This window comes from Streptomyces davaonensis JCM 4913, assembly GCF_000349325.1.
GTDB lineage: Bacteria > Actinomycetota > Actinomycetes > Streptomycetales > Streptomycetaceae > Streptomyces > Streptomyces davaonensis.
The window spans coordinates 7,499,722-7,517,471 of sequence record NC_020504.1; the positions used below are offsets into that span (position 1 = coordinate 7,499,722).

The 17,750-nt window shown below is 71.9% G+C and carries 19 protein-coding genes; 12 read left to right on the forward strand and 7 right to left on the reverse strand.

The annotated features are described in order from the left end of the window. The first annotated feature begins 24 nt into the window (after positions 1–24). From BN159_RS33115 to BN159_RS33125, 3 genes are all read left to right on the forward strand, one after another. Positions 25–1,623 (forward strand): ABC-F family ATP-binding cassette domain-containing protein, encoded by a 1,599-nt coding sequence (locus BN159_RS33115; RefSeq protein WP_015661398.1) that lies wholly within the window; start codon positions 25–27, stop codon positions 1,621–1,623. 335 nt (positions 1,624–1,958) lie between these two features. Further along, on the forward strand, positions 1,959–2,177 hold the full coding sequence (locus tag BN159_RS33120) for a helix-turn-helix domain-containing protein (protein ID WP_019758351.1): 219 nt from the start codon (positions 1,959–1,961) through the stop codon (positions 2,175–2,177). 109 nt (positions 2,178–2,286) lie between these two features. Further along, positions 2,287–3,078 carry an enoyl-CoA hydratase/isomerase family protein gene (locus tag BN159_RS33125; RefSeq protein WP_015661400.1) on the forward strand — a complete coding sequence of 264 codons (792 nt, stop codon included), beginning with the start codon at positions 2,287–2,289 and terminating at the stop codon, positions 3,076–3,078. A gap of 18 nt (positions 3,079–3,096) precedes the next feature. Here BN159_RS33125 and BN159_RS33130 read toward each other — a convergent pair whose 3' ends face one another. Beyond that, positions 3,097–3,819: an Asp23/Gls24 family envelope stress response protein gene (locus BN159_RS33130; RefSeq protein ID WP_015661401.1), complete on the reverse strand. Its 723-nt coding sequence runs from the start codon at positions 3,817–3,819 to the stop codon at positions 3,097–3,099. Positions 3,820–3,907: 88 nt separating this feature from the next. Here BN159_RS33130 and BN159_RS33135 point away from each other — a divergent pair, with 88 nt between their 5' ends. Genes BN159_RS33135 through amaP form a run of 5 tightly spaced genes read left to right on the forward strand, consistent with a single transcriptional unit; the run spans position 3,908 to position 6,251 of the window. Then, positions 3,908–4,381, forward strand: a complete 474-nt coding sequence (locus BN159_RS33135) for an Asp23/Gls24 family envelope stress response protein (RefSeq protein ID WP_015661402.1) — start codon at positions 3,908–3,910, stop codon at positions 4,379–4,381. 31 nt (positions 4,382–4,412) lie between these two features. Further along, a complete protein-coding gene (locus BN159_RS33140; RefSeq protein ID WP_015661403.1) occupies positions 4,413–4,604 on the forward strand; it encodes a hypothetical protein in 192 nt (63 codons plus the stop codon). Positions 4,605–4,609: 5 nt separating this feature from the next. Next, positions 4,610–4,978 (forward strand): Asp23/Gls24 family envelope stress response protein, encoded by a 369-nt coding sequence (locus BN159_RS33145; protein WP_015661404.1) that lies wholly within the window; start codon positions 4,610–4,612, stop codon positions 4,976–4,978. Continuing rightward, complete coding sequence (locus BN159_RS33150; protein ID WP_015661405.1) at positions 4,975–5,667, forward strand: DUF6286 domain-containing protein; 693 nt, start codon at positions 4,975–4,977, stop codon at positions 5,665–5,667. Before BN159_RS33145 ends, BN159_RS33150 begins: the two co-directional genes overlap by 4 nt. Further along, positions 5,664–6,251: an alkaline shock response membrane anchor protein AmaP gene (amaP, locus tag BN159_RS33155; RefSeq protein ID WP_015661406.1), complete on the forward strand. Its 588-nt coding sequence runs from the start codon at positions 5,664–5,666 to the stop codon at positions 6,249–6,251. Before BN159_RS33150 ends, amaP begins: the two co-directional genes overlap by 4 nt. Positions 6,252–6,266: 15 nt before the next feature. Here amaP and BN159_RS33160 read toward each other — a convergent pair whose 3' ends face one another. The 5 genes from BN159_RS33160 to BN159_RS33180 all read right to left on the reverse strand — a co-directional run bounded on the left by BN159_RS33160 (position 6,267) and on the right by BN159_RS33180 (position 11,048). Continuing rightward, complete coding sequence (locus BN159_RS33160; protein ID WP_015661407.1) at positions 6,267–7,022, reverse strand: SDR family oxidoreductase; 756 nt, start codon at positions 7,020–7,022, stop codon at positions 6,267–6,269. 5 nt (positions 7,023–7,027) lie between these two features. Further along, positions 7,028–8,812 carry a glycoside hydrolase family 15 protein gene (locus tag BN159_RS33165; RefSeq protein WP_015661408.1) on the reverse strand — a complete coding sequence of 595 codons (1,785 nt, stop codon included), beginning with the start codon at positions 8,810–8,812 and terminating at the stop codon, positions 7,028–7,030. A 99-nt stretch (positions 8,813–8,911) separates the two neighbouring features. After that, on the reverse strand, positions 8,912–9,706 hold the full coding sequence (locus BN159_RS33170; RefSeq protein ID WP_015661409.1) for an SURF1 family cytochrome oxidase biogenesis protein: 795 nt from the start codon (positions 9,704–9,706) through the stop codon (positions 8,912–8,914). A 49-nt stretch (positions 9,707–9,755) separates the two neighbouring features. Further along, positions 9,756–9,989, reverse strand: coding sequence for a hypothetical protein (locus BN159_RS33175; RefSeq protein ID WP_078598913.1), 234 nt, complete (start codon positions 9,987–9,989; stop codon positions 9,756–9,758). Between the two features lie 75 nt (positions 9,990–10,064). After that, the gene (locus BN159_RS33180) at positions 10,065–11,048 is read right to left on the reverse strand and encodes a DEDDh family exonuclease (RefSeq protein ID WP_015661411.1); all 984 of its coding nucleotides are present in this window, start codon (positions 11,046–11,048) and stop codon (positions 10,065–10,067) included. Positions 11,049–11,207: 159 nt separating this feature from the next. Between BN159_RS33180 and BN159_RS33185 the strand changes: the two genes are divergently transcribed. Beyond that, on the forward strand, positions 11,208–11,918 hold the full coding sequence (locus tag BN159_RS33185; RefSeq protein WP_041820185.1) for a VIT1/CCC1 transporter family protein: 711 nt from the start codon (positions 11,208–11,210) through the stop codon (positions 11,916–11,918). A gap of 2 nt (positions 11,919–11,920) precedes the next feature. Here the strand turns inward: BN159_RS33185 and BN159_RS33190 are convergent, their stop codons facing one another. Next, positions 11,921–14,986, reverse strand: a complete 3,066-nt coding sequence (locus BN159_RS33190) for an NACHT domain-containing protein (protein WP_015661413.1) — start codon at positions 14,984–14,986, stop codon at positions 11,921–11,923. 153 nt (positions 14,987–15,139) lie between these two features. Between BN159_RS33190 and BN159_RS33195 the strand changes: the two genes are divergently transcribed. The 3 genes from BN159_RS33195 to BN159_RS33205 are packed head-to-tail and all read left to right on the forward strand — an operon-like array spanning position 15,140 to position 17,742. Continuing rightward, positions 15,140–16,000: a sterol desaturase family protein gene (locus BN159_RS33195; protein WP_015661414.1), complete on the forward strand. Its 861-nt coding sequence runs from the start codon at positions 15,140–15,142 to the stop codon at positions 15,998–16,000. Next, the gene (locus BN159_RS33200) at positions 15,997–16,662 is read left to right on the forward strand and encodes a lysoplasmalogenase (RefSeq protein ID WP_015661415.1); all 666 of its coding nucleotides are present in this window, start codon (positions 15,997–15,999) and stop codon (positions 16,660–16,662) included. Before BN159_RS33195 ends, BN159_RS33200 begins: the two co-directional genes overlap by 4 nt. A gap of 36 nt (positions 16,663–16,698) precedes the next feature. Further along, positions 16,699–17,742 carry a zinc-dependent alcohol dehydrogenase family protein gene (locus BN159_RS33205; protein WP_015661416.1) on the forward strand — a complete coding sequence of 348 codons (1,044 nt, stop codon included), beginning with the start codon at positions 16,699–16,701 and terminating at the stop codon, positions 17,740–17,742. Positions 17,743–17,750: the final 8 nt, after the last annotated feature.

Genomic DNA, 17,750 nt, shown 5'->3' on the forward strand with positions numbered 1-17,750 from the left:
ACGACCCCGCCTTGGAGTCTGACCGTGATCTCCGCCACCGGCATCGAGCTGCGCGCCGGCGCCCGTGTTCTCATCGAGTCCGCTACCTTCCGAGTCGCCAAGGGCGACCGCATCGGTCTGGTCGGCCGCAACGGCGCCGGCAAGACCACCCTGACCAAGTGCCTGGCCGGCGAGGGCATCCCCGCCGGCGGCGCCATCACCCGCTCCGGCGAGGTCGGCTACCTCCCGCAGGACCCGCGCACCGGCGACCTCGACGTGCTCGCCCGCGACCGTGTCCTGTCCGCGCGCGGCCTGGACGTCCTGATCCGCAAGATGCGCGAGAACGAGGAGCGCATCGCCAACGGCAAGGGCGCCACCCGCGACAAGGCGATGAAGCAGTACGAGCGCCAGGAGACGGAGTTCCTCACCAAGGGCGGTTACGCCGCCGAGGCCGAGGCCGCCACCATCGCCGCCGCGCTGAACCTCCCCGACCGGGTGCTCGGCCAGCCGCTGCACACCCTCTCCGGCGGTCAGCGCCGCCGTATCGAGCTGGCCCGGATCCTGTTCTCGGACGCCGACACCCTGCTGCTCGACGAGCCGACGAACCACCTCGACGCCGACTCGATCGTCTGGCTGCGCGACTACCTCAAGACCTACCGCGGCGGCTTCATCGTGATCTCCCACGATGTCGACCTGGTCGAGACGGTCGTCAACAAGGTGTTCTACCTGGACGCCAACCGCGCCCAGATCGACGTCTACAACATGGGCTGGAAGCTCTACCAGCAGCAGCGCGAGGCCGACGAGAAGCGCCGCAAGCGCGAGCGCGCCAATGCCGAGAAGAAGGCCGCCGCGCTGCACTCGCAGGCCGACAAGATGCGCGCCAAGGCCACCAAGACGGTTGCCGCGCAGAACATGGCGCGCCGCGCGGACAAGCTGCTCTCCGGCCTGGAGGCGGTGCGCGTCTCCGACAAGGTCGCCAAGCTGCGCTTCCCGGAGCCCGCGCCCTGCGGCAAGACCCCGCTGACCGCCGAGGGCCTGTCGAAGTCGTACGGCTCGCTGGAGATCTTCACCGACGTCGACCTGGCCATCGACAAGGGCTCCCGGGTCGTCATCCTCGGCCTCAACGGCGCCGGCAAGACCACCCTGCTCCGCCTGCTCGGCGGGGTGGAGAAGCCCGACACCGGCGAGGTCACCCCGGGCCACGGACTCAAGCTCGGCTACTACGCCCAGGAGCACGAGACCCTCGACCCGGAGCGCACGGTCCTGGAGAACATGCGCTCCGCCGCGCCCGACATGGACCTCGTCGAGGTCCGCAAGGTGCTGGGCTCGTTCCTGTTCTCCGGCGACGACGTCGACAAGCCGGCCGGGGTCCTCTCCGGCGGCGAGAAGACCCGTCTCGCGCTCGCGACCCTGGTGGTCAGCTCGGCGAACGTGCTGCTGCTCGACGAGCCGACCAACAACCTCGACCCGGCCAGCCGCGAGGAGATCCTCGGCGCGCTGCGCACCTACAAGGGCGCGGTCGTTCTGGTCACCCACGACGAGGGCGCCGTGGAGGCGCTCCAGCCGGAACGGATCATTCTGCTGCCGGACGGCGTGGAGGACCTGTGGGGCGCGGACTACGCGGATCTCGTCGCCCTCGCTTGATCGAATGGTTGATCCACTGCGTATGGATCATTCGGCCGATCCGTGATCCATCATCTGTGTGAGATCTCCTCGTACCGAGGTGTGTCCTACATCGAAATCGCGGCCGAGCCCTTTGTCGACAAGGGCTCGGCCGTCGTGCGTCCCTGACCTGGAGCTTCGCGGAACAACCCGTTCAGCGGTACGGCGGAGGCCGTGCGGAATCAGGCATTCCCCTTGTGTGGACCTACTCCTGTCGTCAAATCCGTGTCTCACGGACCTTGCTGAATGGGTGGCCATGAAGCCCAGGAGGGGTGATCATGAGGAGACCAGAGCGCACTTCCCATGAGGAGGCACGGGTGGCCGAGACTCTGAAGAAGGGCAGCCGGGTAACCGGCGCCGCGCGCGACAAGCTCGCGGCAGACCTGAAGAAGAAGTACGACTCCGGTGCGAGCATCCGGGCGCTGGCCGAGGAGACCGGCCGCTCGTATGGCTTCGTACACCGGATGCTCAGCGAGTCGGGCGTCACGCTGCGTGGGCGTGGCGGGGCGACACGCGGCAAGAAAGCCGCGGGCTGACCTCGGGCGGCCCATCGCCTTCGACGGTGGCCACCCGGTCGTTCAGTCCGACCGGCCGGGTGGTTACTGTGCAGTCACTTAGCTGACCGCACAGCATCGGAGGCGCTCCATGGCTTCGCTCGACCCGGTTCTCGACAAGGACGGCGTACGACTCACCGTCGACGACGCAGTCGCCACGGTGACGCTGACCAACCCCGACAAGCGCAACGCGCAGAGCCCCGCTCTGTGGCGGGCGCTGACCGAGGCCGGTCGGCTGCTGCCCGGATCCGTCCGGGTCGTCGTGCTGCGGGCCGAGGGCAAGTCCTTCTCGGCCGGACTCGACCGGCAGGCGTTCACGCCGGAGGGTTTCGACGGCGAGCCGTCGTTCATCGATCTCGCGCGCGGCAGCGACGCCGAGCTCGACGCGACGATCGCCGAGTACCAGGACGCGTTCACCTGGTGGCGGCGCAGTGACCTCGTGTCCATCGCCGCCGTCCAGGGGCACGCCATCGGGGCGGGCTTCCAGCTCGCTCTCGCCTGCGATCTGCGCGTCGTCGCGGACGACGTGCAGTTCGCCATGCGCGAGACCAGCCTCGGCCTGGTCCCCGACCTGACCGGCACCCACCCCCTGGTGGGCCTCGTCGGCTACGCCCGGGCGCTGGAGATCTGCGCCACCGGGCGCTTCGTCACGGCCGAGGAGTCCGTCAGCACCGGCCTGGCCAATGTCGCCGTGCCCGCCGACCAGCTCGACGACGCCGTACGCGACCTCACCGCCGCCCTGCTGGCGGTGCCCCGGGACGCGGTCGTCGAGACCAAGGCCCTGCTGCGCGGCGCCACGGACCGCACCTACGAGGACCAGCGCGTCGCCGAACGCGCCGCCCAGGCGCGCCGGCTGCGGGACCTCGCCGGCGTAGGGGAGTGAGCGCTCACCCGACAGTGCTCACCCGACGACGGCGGTGACCAGGACCGCCACCGTCGGGTGATCCGGCAGCGCCTTCGTCACCTCGGCGCGGACCGCGCGGGCCACCTCCACGGCCCGGTGGTCCGCGGCCACGGCGAGCTCCAGCCGGACATGACGCGCGGGCAGCGCGGCTTCGGCGGGCCGTTCCTCGATGTGCACCGGCCGGCCGAGGCCGACCGGCGCCCCGGCGAGGCCGACCACGCCCGGCACCGCGAGCGCGGCCCGCGCGGCGCGGGACTCGTCGCCGTCCGCGGGCCCCCGCGCCGACGGCGGCTCCTGCTGCCGTTGCGGCGCGGCCTCCGGCGCCTCCTCCAGCAGGGCCGTCACCCGCAGGTCCACCTCCGTGACCGTCAGCCCCAGTCCCTCGGTCGCCGCCTCGGCCAGCGCCGAGCGCAGCCGGTCCGCCACCGAGGGCAGCGGCTCCGCGGCCGTCGCCGCGAACTCCGCCGTCACCCGCAGCGCTCCGGGCGACAACGCGCTCGGCGGCGGCGGTACGACGGGCTCCTGCGCCCGCGCGGGGTCCGCGAGCGCGATCCGCAGCGCGCCCAGGCGCACCCCCGGCATGCCGTCCGCCGCGCGCTCCAACGCTGTTACGGCCGCCTGCTCCGCGATCCACGCGCCGTCCCGCGCGCCGCCCAGGGGCAGCAGCCTGCCCAACCCCAGCTGATGCCGTACCGCCCGCGTCCATCCGTCCGCCGTCATTACCCCAGCCTGCCGCATCCCCGGGGCGCGATGGGGCAACCGCACTTACGGTGGTCGAAGGAGGACGAACCGAAAGGGACGTACGGCGATGAGCGACACGACACAGAAGTCCCAGGTCGAGCAGGAGCCGACCGTACAGACCCGTAAGGCCGTCAAGCGCGGCGGCGGTGACCCGTCCACCCGCGGGCGGACCACCATCGCCGACGGCGTCGTCGAGAAGATCGCGGGCCTCGCCGCGCGGGACGTGCTCGGCGTGCATGCGATGGGCAGCGGCCTCAGCCGGACCTTCGGCGCGGTGCGGGACCGGGTGCCGGGCGGCGGCTCGAAATCGGTCACCCGTGGTGTGAAAGCCGAGGTCGGCGAGGTGCAGACCGCGCTCGACCTGGAGATCGTCGTCGACTACGGCGTCTCCATCGCCGACGTCGCGCGGGCGGTCCGGGAGAACGTGGTCTCCGCGGTGGAGCGCATGACCGGCCTGGAAGTGGTCGAGGTCAACATCGCGGTGAGCGATGTGAAGCTGCCCGAGGAGGAGGAAGAGGAACTGGAGCCCAGGATCCAGTGACCGGACGTCGTACCGCTGAGGGGAGCGCACCATGAGCATGGCCGTGGTCGGCATGATCGCCGGCATGGCGCTGGGCTTCGCCGGGTACTTCGGCGGGTTCGGCGCCTTCCTGCTGGTGGCCGCGCTGGGCGCCATCGGTTTCGTCGTCGGCCGGTTCCTCGAAGGGGACCTGGAACTCGGTGACTTCTTCCGCAGCCGCGACGACCGGCGCGACCGGCGGTGACGTAGGTGAGCGTCGACCCCGGTGAGGTCCGCCTGCCGCGGGCCGCCGTGCCGCCCGGTGAGCGCGGCTCCACCCGGATCGCGGACCGGGTCGTGGCGAAGATCGCCTCCCAGGCCGCCCGCGAGGCCCTCGGCCCGCTGCCCGGGGACGCGGCGCCCCCGCACGCGGGCGTGGTCGTCCACCACGACATCGCGCGCGTCCGCGTCCACCTCGAACTCGACTACCCCACCGACATCGGCGCCCGCTGCGCCGCCGTGCGTCGTCATGTCGCCGAGCGGGTAGGCGCGTTGGTGGGCATGGAGGTGCCGGAGGTAGCCGTTCAGGTGGAGCGGCTGCACTCGGCACACGGCGCGGCGCAGGGGAGGACGCGATGAGCGAGCCCCAGGGCTCGGAGGGCACCGAGGGCACCACACGACCCCTGCCGGTCGTCGAGAAGGCGACCGGCACCGGCACACTCGACCAGAACGCCTCCGCGGCCGCCTTCGACCCGCCGCCGCCCGTCCTGGACGGCGAGAACGGCGCCAACGGCCGCTTCTGGTCGGCCCGTCGGGTCCCGGCCGCCGTGGTCGCCGTGCTCCTGCTGGTCCTCGCGGGCGCTTTCCTGTACGACGTCGTCGCCGTGCGCACCGACCGGTCCGCGATGGAGTGGCGGCGCGAACTGGCCCGGCAGCTCGCCGAGCGCCCCCTCGACGACACCTGGGTGCTGGTCGGCGCGGGCGTCGCCGTCGCGCTCGGCCTGTGGCTGGTCGTCCTGGCCACCACCCCCGGCCTGCGCGCCGTACTGCCGATGACCCGCACCCACCCCGACGTCCGCGCCGGACTCGATCGCGAGGCCGCCGCCCTGGCCCTGCGCGACCGGGCCATGGAGATCTCGGGCGTGCAGTCGGTAGGGGTCCGGATGGGCCGCAGGCGGGCCGACGTCCGCGCGGTCTCCCACTTCCGTGACCTGGACGACGTGCGCGCCGACCTGGACGACGTCCTCGCCGAAGCGATCCGCGGCCTCGGCCTGTCCCGGCCGCCCGCGCTCTCGGTGCATGTACGACGGCCCGGACGGAAGGGGTGAGCGCCGTGCTGAGGGTCGTCAACCGCGTCCTGCTCGGGGTCATCGGCGTCGTCCTGGTCCTGCTCGGCGGCTCCGTGCTCGCCGTCGGCCTGGGCCTTGACCCGCCGTCCTGGTGGATCCACGACGGCAAGAACGACGTCCTGCTCGACGACGCCGAGCGCACCCGCTGGCGCGCCGAGGGCTGGTGGTGGCCGACCGTCATCGCGGTGCTCGTGGTCCTGGTGCTGCTCGCCCTGTGGTGGCTGACCGCGGTCCTGCGGCGCCGCCGCCTCACCGAGGTCCTGGTCGAGACCGGCGACGGAGAGGGCGCGCTGCTGCGGGGCCGCGCCCTGGAGTCCGTACTGGCCGACGAGGCGGCGTCGACGGACGGCGTCCACCGGGCGCGGACCCACCTGACCGGCCGCAGAAACGCCCCCGAGGCCCGCGTACGGCTGCTGCTGGAGCCGCATGTGGACCCGGGGACGGCGCTGACGGAGCTGACCGATCAGGCGCTGACCCACGCGCGGGAGTCGGCCGGACTGGCCTCGCTGCCCGCGGAGGTCAGGATGCGGGCGGCCAAGCACCGGGCGGAGCGGGTCAGTTGAGCCCCATGGAGGTTTTCAGAACCCGTGCCGGAAGCCACCGTCCACCGGGACCATGATTCCGGTGAGGTAGGAGGCCGCCGGGGACAGCAGGAACGCTCCGGCGCGGCCGAACTCCTCCGGCGCCCCGTACCGGCGCAGCGGGATCCGCGACTCGGCGGCCGCGCGAGTGGCCTCCGGGTCCGCGGACAGGCCGTCCAGCTCGCGCACCCGGTCGGTGTCGATGCGCCCCGGCAGCAGGCCCACGACCCGGATCCCGCGAGGCCCCAGCTCGTCCGCGAGGGACTTGGCGAACCCGGCGAGCCCGGGCCGCAGCCCGTTGGAGATCGTCAGCCCCGGAATCGGCTCGTGCACGGACCCGGAGAGCACGAACCCGATGACACCGCCCGGCTCCAGCTCCGCCGCGGCCGCCCGCGCGAGGCGCACCGCGCCCAGGAACACCGACTCGAAGGCCGACTGCCACTGCTCGTCGGTGTTGTCGGCGACGAAGCCCGGCGCCGGGCCGCCCACGCTCACCAGCACACCGTCGAAGCCGCCGAAGTGCTCCCGCGCGGCGGCGATCAGCCGCGCGGGCGTCTCCGGGTCGGCGTTGCCCGCGGCCACCCCGACCGCGTTCGGGCCGAGCGCGGCAGCGGCCTCGGCGACCGTCTTCTCGTCCCGCCCCGAAATGATCACTTTGGCGCCGTCGGCGACCAGCTCACGCGCGGTGGCGTTGCCCAGCCCGCGCGTGGCACCCGTGACGACGAACACCCGGTCCTTCAGTCCAAGATCCATGGCCCCTATCCTGCATCGTCCGGCCCGAACAGGGCGAGGGCGGTGTTCACCAGGCCGATATGGCTGAATGCCTGCGGGAAGTTGCCGAGCTGGTGGCCGGCCGCGGCGTCGTACTCCTCGGCCAGCAGCCCCACGTCGCTGCCGAGCCCGACGAGCCGTTCGAACAGCTTGCGGGCCTCCTCGGTGCGGCCCGTCATGTGCAGGGCGTCCGCGAGCCAGAACGAGCAGACCAGGAAGGTGCCCTCGCCGCCGGGCAGCCCGTCGACGTCCGTCTTCTCGGCGCTGTAGCGGCGCAGGAAGCCGTCGTGGCTCAGTTCCTCGCGGACCGCGTCGACGGTGCCGATCACGCGGGGGTCGTCCGGCGGCAGGAACCCCACGCGCGGGATGAGCAGCAGCGAGGCGTCCAGCTCGCGCGAGCCGTAGTACTGGGTGAAGGTGTTCCGCGCGGGGTCGAAGCCCCGCTCGCACACCTCCTGGTGCACTTCGTCGCGCATCGCGCGCCAGGCGTCCACGTCGCCGTCCAGCTCCGGGTGGGTCTCCACGGTGCGCACCGCGCGGTCCGCGGCCACCCACACCATCACCTTGGAGTGCACGAACTGCTTGCGGCCTCCGCGCACCTCCCAGAGCCCCTCGTCGGGCTGCCGCCACGCCGTGCACAGGAAGTCCATCAGCGCGACCTGGAGCGCCCACATGTGCGGCTCGGAGGGCAGGCCCGAACTCCGGGCCAGCGACAGCGAGTCCATGACCTCGCCGTAGACGTCCAGCTGGAGCTGGTTCACCGCGTCGTTGCCGATCCGGACGGGGCCGCTGGCGGCGAAGCCGGGCAGCCACGACAGCTCCGTCTCGGGCAGCCGGCGCTCGCCCGCCAGGCCGTACATGATCTGGAGGTCCGCGGGGTCGCCCGCGACCGCGCGCAGCAGCCAGTTCCGCCAGGCCTCGGCCTCCTCCTGGTATCCGGCGGCCAGCAGCGCGCCGAGGGTGAGGGTGGAGTCGCGCAGCCAGCAGTAGCGGTAGTCCCAGTTGCGCACGCCGCCCAGCTCCTCGGGGAGCGAGGTGGTGGCCGCGGCGACGATGCCGCCGGTGGGGGAGTAGGTGAGCGCCTTCAGGGTGATCAGCGAGCGGACCACGGCGTCCCGGTGCGGGCCGTCGTAGCGGCAGCGGGCCGCCCACGCCTGCCAGTCGGCGACGCTGGCGCGCAGTGACTTGTGGGGGTGGACGAGCGGTGGGCGGGGCTCGTGCGAGGGGTGCCAGGTCAGGACGAACGCCACCGACTCGCCCTCGGCGACGGTGAACTCCGAGTACGTGCACCGGTCCTCGCCCCAGGTGCGCACCGCCGGCTCGCTGCGCAGCCACACCGAGTCCGGTCCGGCCACCGCGACCCGGTGGCCGCGGGAGCGGCGCAGCCACGGGGTGATCGAGCCGTAGTCGAACCGCAGCCGGAGCATGCTGCGGACGGTCACCTCGCCGCGCAGCCCCTCGACGATCCGGACGACGTCCGGGGCGCGGTCCCGCTGCGGCATCAGATCGGTGACCCGGACCGCCCCTTCCTCGGTCTCCCACTCGGTGTCCAGGACGAGGGTGTCCGGGCGGTAGGCGCGTCGGGCGCACCGCTCGGCGCCTACGGGAGCGATCCGCCAGCTGCCGTTGTCCTCGTCGCCGAGCAGCCGGGCGAAGCAGGCGGCCGAGTCGAACCGGGGCAGACACAGCCAGTCGATGGAGCCGTCCCGGCCGACCAGGGCGGCGGTCTGCTCGTCGCCGATGAGCGCGTAGTCCTCGATACGGGGGTGCACGGGGTGCGGGTTCCCGGGCGGGCGGCGAGGCAATCCGGGCGCGGAGGCAATCCGGCCGTACGGCTCACACGGCCGCGGGCCTCGTCTCTGTCGGCGCGGTCATACGGCCGCGGGCTCGGCCTCGGCAGCGGAGTCGGCGGCAGCCTGTTCGCGTCGGTCGCGCAGCTCGCGGCGGACCAGGATCACCCAGCCGACCGGGACGCCGACCGCGAACAGCCACCACTGGATGGCGTACGCGTAGTTCAGGGCGGCGTTCTCGTCGCCCGGCTTGCCGAGCTGCTCCGGGGTGTCGCCCTTCGGCTCGGGCCCGGTCTGCGCGATGTAGCCGCCGAGCACCTCGGCGTCGAGGCGCTCGGCCTCGTGCGCGCTGTTGATCAGCATGATCTGCCGGTCGGGCAGGCCCTTGAGGTTCTTGATGCCGCTCGCCTCGGTCGTCTCGTCCGGCATCAGCCGGCCGGTGACGGTGAGCTCACCGCGGGGCGGGGCCGGGACCTTCGGGAACGCGGTCTGGCTGGTGCCGTCGGCGGGGATCCAGCCCCGGTTGACGAGCAGCACCTTGCCGTCGTTCAGCACGAACGGGGTCAGGACGTGGTAGCCGACCTCGTCGTCGGCGTTGGTGCGGCGGCGGACGACGACCTCGTCGTCGGTGTCGAAGTGCCCCGTGGCGGTGACGGTGCGGTACCGCTCCTCGGTGGTGATCGTGCGCCCGGGGGCGGTCAGCTCCTCCACGGGGACCGGCTTCGCGGACAGCGCGTCGGAGACCAGCTGGTTGCGGGCGGCCCGCTCGTCGTGGCGGTCCATCTGCCAGATGCCCAGCCTGATCATCGTGGGGATGAGCAGCAGGGCGACCAGCGTGAGGATCACCCACTGCCGGGACAACAGGAAGCGGTACACCCCACGACCGTACAACTCGGTCGTGGGGTGGATTCACGCGGGTACCGGGTCACACCTTGTCGATGATGCCCACCTTTCCCTCCGCGCGGGCGCAGTGGCCGCCGCAGTACCAGTGGCCCTCCACCTCCACGCCCTGCCCGATGATCTGGACGCGGCAGTGCTCACAGATGGGGGCCATGCGGTGGATCGCACAGGAGAAGCAGTCGAAGACATGCACGGCGCCCTGCGCGTGCACCTCGAAGGACATCCCATAGTCATTTCCGCAAACTTCGCATCTCGCCATGCGCCACAGGGTGGGCCGTCGGTGCGGCGCGGGCGAGCGGGCGCGGGGCGAGTCGCCTGGCAATCACCCATACGGTCACTGCTCGGACGCGGGTTCCACATCCCCGAGGAGCTGTCCGAACGCCGCCTCGTCGACGACCGGGGTGCCGTACTGGCGGGCCTTGACCACCTTGGAGGTGCCCGAGTCCGGGTCGTTGGTGACGAGCAGGCTGGTCAGCCGGGAGATGCTGGTCGCGACATGCAGTCCGGCCTCGATCGCCCGGTCCTCCAGGAGGTCGCGCTCGACGGAGGTGTCACCGGAGAAGGCGATCCGCATGCCCTGCTTGAGCCTTTTGCCCTCTTCGTACCGCCCCGGGTTGGGATACGGGCATGCGGGCCTCTTCCGGGAGGGGCGCCAACTGGTCGGCCGGTAGGCGCCGTACGCCGACGGCTGCCGCGGCACGGCCCGGTCCGTCCACTCCGTCAGCGGCAGGCACTCGTGCAGCGGCAGTCGTACGCCGCCCTCGGCCGCGGCCTTGAGGCTCGGCCGGAACGCCTCCGCCAGCACCCGCGCGTCGTCGAGCGCGTGGTGCGCGCGCTGCTGGACGACCCCGAAGTGCGCGGCCAGTGACTCCAGCTTGTGGTTGGGCAGCGGCAGGCCCAGCTCCTTGGAGAGCGCGATGGTGCACAGCCGCTGCCGCACCGGCGCCTCGCACCGGGCGCGCGCGTACTCGCGGGCGATCATCTGCCAGTCGAAGACGGCGTTGTGCGCGACGAGCACCCGGTCCGCGAGACGCTCGGAGAACTCCGCGGCGATGTCCGGGAAGAGGGGCGCGCCCTCGAGCACCTCGCTCGTCAGACCGTGGATCCACACCGGGCCCGGATCGCGCTCCGGGTTGACCAGCGTGTACCAGTGGTCCTCGACCTCGCCGCGCGCGTCCAGCCGGTAGACGGCCGCCGAGATTATCCGGTCGTCCCGGGCCAGTCCGGTGGTCTCCACGTCAACGACCGCGTATCCCTTCGGATACGCGGCCGGCCACGCCGTGCGGGACGACGCTTCGGTCGTACGGTCTTCGAGCATGGTCACTGAGGATACGGGCCGGGACTGACAGTGCCGTCCCACGGCCCCGGGTCGCCGCCCCGTCAGGTACCCTCCCGCTCCCGTCCGTTCGAGTGTCGGTCCCGGGAACGGCCAAGTCCCCTCCCGCGCGGGGGTGTCCGCAATGTCATCCTCCGGGATGTGACGGAACCTGCGCATGACGAGGCCCATGGCGGCTCGCTCGGAGAACGGCTGAACTGGCTGCGGGCCGGGGTGCTCGGCGCGAACGACGGCATCGTGTCCACCGCCGGTCTCGTGGTCGGTGTCGCGGGTGCGACCGACGACCGCTCGGCCCTGCTGACGGCCGGTCTGGCGGGGCTGCTGGCCGGCTCCCTGTCGATGGCGGCGGGCGAGTACGTCTCCGTCTCCACGCAGCGCGACTCGGAGAAGGCCGCGCTGGCCGCGGAGAAGCGGGAGTTGCGCGAACGCCCCGAGGAGGAGCTGGCGGAGCTCGCGGAACTCCTGAGGCGGCGCGGACTGTCCGGCGACGTGGCCCAGGAGGCGGCCGTACAGCTCACCGAACGGGACGCCCTGCGCGCCCACGCGCGCGTGGAGCTCGGCATCGACCCCGACCGCCTGACGAACCCCTGGCACGCGGCGTGGGCGAGCTTCCTGGCCTTCACGGTGGGTGCGCTGTTGCCGCTCGTCGCCATCGTCCTGCCGCCGGCCTCGGCCCGTGTCCCGGTCACGGTCGCCTCGGTGCTGGCGGCCCTGGTCCTGACCGGGTGGAGCAGCGCGCGGCTGGGGGCGGCGGCGCCGGGGAGGGCGGTGGTGCGGAATGTGGTGGGTGGGGCGCTGGCGATGGGGATCACTTATGCGGTGGGGAATCTGTTGGGGGCGGCGGGGGTGTGAGGTCAGGCGATCTTGAGGCGGTCCGGAGGGAAGAGGTCTGTGCCGGTTACCTGGTCGCAGTTGTAGAGGGTGACGTTCAGGCGGGGCATCCGGGCCAAGGGGGTCAGGTCGATCGGGCCGCAGCGGGAAAGCTCGACAGTCTCCAGAGCGGGCAGCTCCGTGAGGGCGGCGATGTTGTCCACTTGCGGGCACGGGCCGAGATAGATCCTGGTCAGGGTCTGGTGGGGCAGTACGTCGGCGAGGTCGACGCGGGGGACGTCCAGGATCTGGAGAGTCTCCAACGGGGCGAAGGCCCCGGCCGAGACGAGGGACCGCCACTGGTGCTCCTCGTTGACGGTGAGCCACGTCAGGGACGTCAGCGCTTCGAGTCCGTCGAGGTTCGTGACGCAGCTCTGCCGGAAGAAACCGACGCCGGTGAGCCGGGGAGCGAAGGCCCATTCGTCGAGCCTCGTCTCCATGGGCGCGAAGTCGACTATCAGATGTCTGAGGTCGGGCAGGTCGGACAGGGGCGCCAGCGACAGTCGGTCGCCGGGTTCGTACAAGAAGAGCTTGGTCAGGGGGAGACCGGCGAGGGGACCCAGGTCCGTGAGGGACGTGCAGCGGATCAGCGACAGCCTGCGCAGATGCGGCAGTGCCTTCAGCGCTGACAGATCACTGACCAGGTCGTTGTCGTTGATCCCCAGAAATTTCAGGGGCGTGTGAGCGAGGACGGCGGGAGGGATCCCGTGGTTGCCGTGCAGATGGAGGTCGGTGAGTTGGGGCAGGCGCGGCAGGAGAGCCAGCTTCTCGGCGGTGTCCATGGCGAGGATGTGTCCGGCCTTCACGGTGCCTTCGAAGATCGCCTCGAAGTATTCGAGCGTGTCGAACGCCGGCCAGGCGAGGCTGAGTTCGGAGCGCACCAGCCGCCGTCGATCGGCACGGAACCGTCTGATCACCTCCAAGGCGGCGTCACCCCCGATCGAGTGGGCTGTCCGGATCACCGCCGCCGCCTCCCATCGCGTCAGCCCGTCCGGCCCCGGTAGCAGCTCCAGCACCAACTCCCCGGCCTTGGCCAGGGCGTCCGCCTGCTTGTCGTTCCTCGGCGGCAACAGCTCCGCCGTCCGCTCCTCCACCTCCCTGCGCACCCCAGGATCCAACTCCGGCGCATGCTCCAGACTCGCCGCCGCCAACAGCACAAGCCGCTCCCGGTATCTCCGCACCTTGTCGGCCCGTCGCAGCAACTGCCGTAACAGCCGGGTCCGTTCCTCCACGCGCGCGTGCCCCACCGCCATGCGCACCACGTCGTCCCACTGGTCGTCATGGGCGTTGCGGACGAGGACCCCGAAGTCACGAGCCTCGACGGCGGCCTTGGCGCCCAGGTAGTCCTGGAAGGTGCGGTGGACGAAGTCCACGTATCCCGGGACCGGTTCGCGGAGGAGTCCGCTGCGGATCAGGAGGTGGGTGAAGACCTGCTCGGCGTCGCCCTGTTCGCGCACCTGGGGCATGGCGGTCAGCCACTCGTCCAGCATTTCGACTACGTCCTGCCGGTCCGCCTCCACCTGCTGGTTGCGGATCATCCAGTAGGCGAGCCGCTGGAGCAGGGCTGCCTGCTCGTCCCGGGACAGGGACACGCCCTCCACGGACGCGATCTCCCGCTCCGTGTCCCGCCGTACCAGCAGCATGTCCAGGGCCGCGTCGTACAGCTCCTTTCGTGCGCGTGGGAGGTGCATGCGCCGGTCCCGATGCAGGGCGCACAGCAAGGCGCACATGAGCGGGTTGGTCGCGAGGCGGCCCAGATCGCGGCGGGTGGTCAGGGCCTCGCTCAGACCGGCCTCGTACCGGTCCAGTTCGGACCGCTCCGCGTCCGGTACGCACTCCAGGCGGGCCGCGTCGTGCCAGTGCCGGACGAACGCCCTGATGTCGTCCCGTTCCATCGGCAGCAGGGTCTGTGCCGTGAAGCCCTGCGGGCCCAGCCAGCCCTCCGGGACCGCGGCGGGGCGGGTCGTGATCACGTACCGCGCCTTGGGGAACGCCGCGAGCAGCGACCTGATCCATTTCTCCGTCCGTTCGCGCAGCCGCACCGGCACCTCGTCGACGCCATCCACCAGCACCAACGCCCGCCCACTGGCGAGGAGTCCCTCCACCCAGCCGTCCGGGGCACCGAGCGGTACGCCCGAGGCGGGGAGGAAGTCCTCGGGCAGCGGCAGCCCGTCGGCCGCGCGGAAGGAGCGCAGGCGCAGCACGAACGGCACACAGCGGTTCCAGTCGGCCAGTTGCGGACCGAAGCTCTGCCGGGCGGCGTTCAGCGCCAGCCACTGGAGCAGCGTCGACTTGCCCGACCCGGCCGGTCCGCGCAGCAGCAGCCGGTGGCCCGCCGCGGCCAGCGCCTGCTCGATCCGCATGGGCGTCGGCGCCTCCTGAGGCATGCCGTCGCGCTCCGCCTCGTACCGCCGCGGCCCGCACACCGCCAGGCTCAGATACGCCGTGTCCAGCGCCCACTCGGCCCGGCGCCGACCGCCCAGGGTGAGCCCGAACAGCTCCAGCCGGGAGTGTGTGCCGGTGATGAACTCCGCGTACCGGCCCTCGAAGTCCGGTGTTTTTGCTTGCGAGCGGCTCCGGAGCAGCTCGCCGGAACGCCGCGTCTGCTCCACCGCCGCCCGCGCGGGGAACGACGGATGGGCGGTGAGCTGCTCGACCAGATGCTCGCAGCACAGCCCGAGCAGTTCCCCGTACAACTCCCGCGCCCGGTCGGCCAGGTCGGCCACGGGCCGCCGCAGCTCCTCCGCCAGCCGCCCCGGATCCAGGTCCACCTCGAAGAGCCGGTCCGCGTCGAGGGGGCCGGCCGCCGCGAGCGTGTCCTGCACGGCTGCCACCGCCGCGAGACGCTCGTTCTCCGGCAGCGCGGCGTACGCCCCCGCGATCCGCTCGCCCAGCACGCGCGCGAGGCGGTCAGGACCCGCCGGTTTCGGCAGCGGCCGTAACGGATCCGGCACCAGGCCCGCCCCCGGCCGGGGCGTGAGTGCCGACTTCGCGATCGTCTGGACCACCGTCGCGGCGAGCCGCACCAGCACAACCTCAAGACCCTGCATCCCCCGCCCCCTCCCTGCCCGCATCGTAGGTGCGGGCACTGACATCTCGGACGGCTGTTGGCGGAGATCGCCAACAAGTAAGCGCGTACCGCCGGTAATACTTGTGAGTAACAACCCCTAGCCTTCGCCGACCAGCGGTTCTACGGTGCCCACATGCCGAACCTGCCCGATGTCGTGCTGTGGTCGATACCCGCCTTCGTGCTGCTCACCGTGGTCGAGATGATCAGCGTCCGTCTCCATCCCGACGAGGAGGCCGCGGGCTATGAGACGAAGGACGCCGCGACCAGCCTCGGCATGGGGCTCGGCAGTCTGTTCTTCGACTTCCTGTGGAAGATCCCGATCGTCGCGATCTACACGGCGATCTACGAACTGACGCCCCTCAGGGTGCCCGTCCTGCTGTGGACGGTCCCGCTGATGCTGCTCGCCCAGGACTTCTTCTACTACTGGTCCCACCGCGGCCACCACGTCGTACGCATCCTGTGGGCCTGCCACGTCGTGCACCACTCCAGCAGGATGTTCAACCTCACCACCGCACTGCGCCAGCCCTGGACCTCGCTGACCGTCTGGCCGTTCTACGTCCCCCTCATCGCCTGCGGTGTGCACCCGGCCGCGCTCGCCTTCTGCTCCTCGGCCAACCTCGTCTACCAGTTCTGGATCCACACCGAGCGCATCGACAAGATGCCCCGGTGGTTCGAGTTCGTGTTCAATACGCCGTCCCACCACCGCGTCCACCACGCCTCCCAGGGCGGCTACCTGGACCGCAACTTCGGCGGCATCCTCATCGTCTGGGACCGGCTGTTCCGCTCCTTCGTCGCCGAGACCGAGCGTCCGGTGTTCGGGCTGACCAAGAACATCGACACGTACAACCCGGTCAAGGTCGCCACCCACGAGTACGTCTCCATCGCCAAGGACCTGCGGAAGGCCCGCACCTGGCGCGACCGGGCCGGGCACCTCTTCCGCGGGCCCGGTTGGCAGCCCGCCCCGGAACCCGCGCGGGAGAGTGTCTCCGCGTGACCCCCAAGCACCTGCTGCTCCTCGCCTTCGGGCTGGCCGCCGCCGTGGACCTCGGTTCCCTCGCGGCCGGGTTCGACGCCGGGCACACCGTCGCCAAGCCGCTCCTGATGCCCCTGCTCGCCGGGTACGCGGCCCTGTCCGGGGCGCCCCGGCTGCTGATCGCCGCCCTGCTGTTCGGCTGGGGCGGAGACGTGCTGCTGCTGTCCGACGCCGAGCCCGCCTTCCTCGCCGGAATGGGCTCCTTCGCGGCCGGGCACGTCTGCTACCTGCTGCTCTTCAGGGCACGCGGGAGCCACCATGCATTCCTGTTCGCCGGATACGGCGTCGCCCTGACGACCACCGTCGCCTCGCTGTGGCCCGACCTTCCGGCCGACCTGCGCATCCCGGTCACCGGGTACAGCCTGCTGCTCACTGCCATGGCCTACCGGGCGGGCAGCCGGTTCGGCCTGCTCGCCGGGCTGGGCGGCGCGCTCTTCATGCTGTCCGACACCCTCATCGCGACCGGCGTCGCCGAGTGGCCCCAGCCGCCCCGCCCCGACCTGTGGATCATGCTCACCTATATCGCCGCGCAGTTCCTGCTCGCCATTGGCACACTCAGAGCCCTCGAAGCGCGCCCCTACCCTGCCGCGACGTACGGTGAGGTGCGCTCGACCACCCCCTGAGCGCACCTCACGACCTCGCAGCAGAAGGACCCCGCCATGCGCGCGACCACCATCCACGCCCCGTACGACATGCGCGTGGCGGACGTACCCGACCCCGTCGTCCAGTTGCCCACCGACGCCGTGGTCCGGGTGCTGCGGGCGTGCATCTGCGGCAGCGACCTGTGGGCGTACCGCGGGGAGGCGGCCCGGCAGCCGGGGCAGCGGATCGGGCACGAGTTCCTCGGCGTCGTCGAGGAGACCGGCTCCGAGGTCTCCGGCGTCCGCACCGGCGACCTGGTCGTCGCGCCCTTCATGTGGTCCGACGGCACGTGCGAATACTGCCGCGAGGGCCTGACCACCTCCTGCGAGCACGGCGGCTTCTGGGGCACCGTCGGCTACGACGGCGGCCAGGGCGAGGCCGTGCGGGTGCCCTTCGCCGACGGCACCCTCGTCCGGCTGCCGAAGGAGGCCGCCTCGGACGAGCGGCTGCTGTCCGCCCTGCTGACCCTGTCCGACGTCATGGGCACCGGCCACCACGCCGCGCTCGCCGCGGGCGCCCGGCCCGGCGCCACGGTCGCCGTCGTCGGCGACGGAGCCGTCGGCCTGTGCGCGGTCCTCGCCGCCAAGCGGCTCGGCGCCGAACGCGTCGTCGCGCTCGGCCGCCACCAGGTCCGCACCGACATCGCTCGCCGCTTCGGCGCCACCGACGTCGTCGCCGAGCGCGGTGAGGCCGCCGTCGAGGCCGTCCGCGAGCTCACCCGCGGCCAGGGCGCGCACGCCGTCGTCGAGGCCGTCGGCACCGAGCAGTCCATGCGTACGGCCGTGAACATCGCCCGCGACGGCGGCGGCATCGGCTTCGTCGGCGTGCCGCACGGCAGCGGCACCGGACTCGACCTCGGCGTCATGTTCGACCGGAACATCGCCCTGCGGGGCGGGGTCGCACCGGTCCGGGCGTACATTCCCGAGCTGCTGCCGGATGTCCTGGACGGGACCATCGACCCCTCGCCGGTGTTCGACATGACCGTCGGCCTCGAAGGGGTCCCGGACGGCTACAAGGCCATGGACGAGCGCGTCGCCCTCAAGGTGATGGTCACCGTCTGAGTCGGCAC

Bases quoted from the DNA above. Each gene is read 5' to 3' on its own strand.
- BN159_RS33125 (WP_015661400.1), top strand. From the start codon at position 2,287: ATGGCTTCGCTCGACCCGGTTCTCGACAAGGACGGCGTACGACTCACC.
- BN159_RS33130 (WP_015661401.1), bottom strand. From the start codon at position 3,819: ATGACGGCGGACGGATGGACGCGGGCGGTACGGCATCAGCTGGGGTTG.
- BN159_RS33135 (WP_015661402.1), top strand. From the start codon at position 3,908: ATGAGCGACACGACACAGAAGTCCCAGGTCGAGCAGGAGCCGACCGTA.
- BN159_RS33140 (WP_015661403.1), top strand. From the start codon at position 4,413: ATGAGCATGGCCGTGGTCGGCATGATCGCCGGCATGGCGCTGGGCTTC.
- BN159_RS33150 (WP_015661405.1), top strand. From the start codon at position 4,975: ATGAGCGAGCCCCAGGGCTCGGAGGGCACCGAGGGCACCACACGACCC.
- BN159_RS33160 (WP_015661407.1), bottom strand. From the start codon at position 7,022: ATGGATCTTGGACTGAAGGACCGGGTGTTCGTCGTCACGGGTGCCACG.
- BN159_RS33175 (WP_078598913.1), bottom strand. From the start codon at position 9,989: ATGGCGAGATGCGAAGTTTGCGGAAATGACTATGGGATGTCCTTCGAG.
- BN159_RS33180 (WP_015661411.1), bottom strand. From the start codon at position 11,048: ATGCTCGAAGACCGTACGACCGAAGCGTCGTCCCGCACGGCGTGGCCG.
- BN159_RS33190 (WP_015661413.1), bottom strand. From the start codon at position 14,986: ATGCAGGGTCTTGAGGTTGTGCTGGTGCGGCTCGCCGCGACGGTGGTC.
- BN159_RS33195 (WP_015661414.1), top strand. From the start codon at position 15,140: ATGCCGAACCTGCCCGATGTCGTGCTGTGGTCGATACCCGCCTTCGTG.
- BN159_RS33205 (WP_015661416.1), top strand. From the start codon at position 16,699: ATGCGCGCGACCACCATCCACGCCCCGTACGACATGCGCGTGGCGGAC.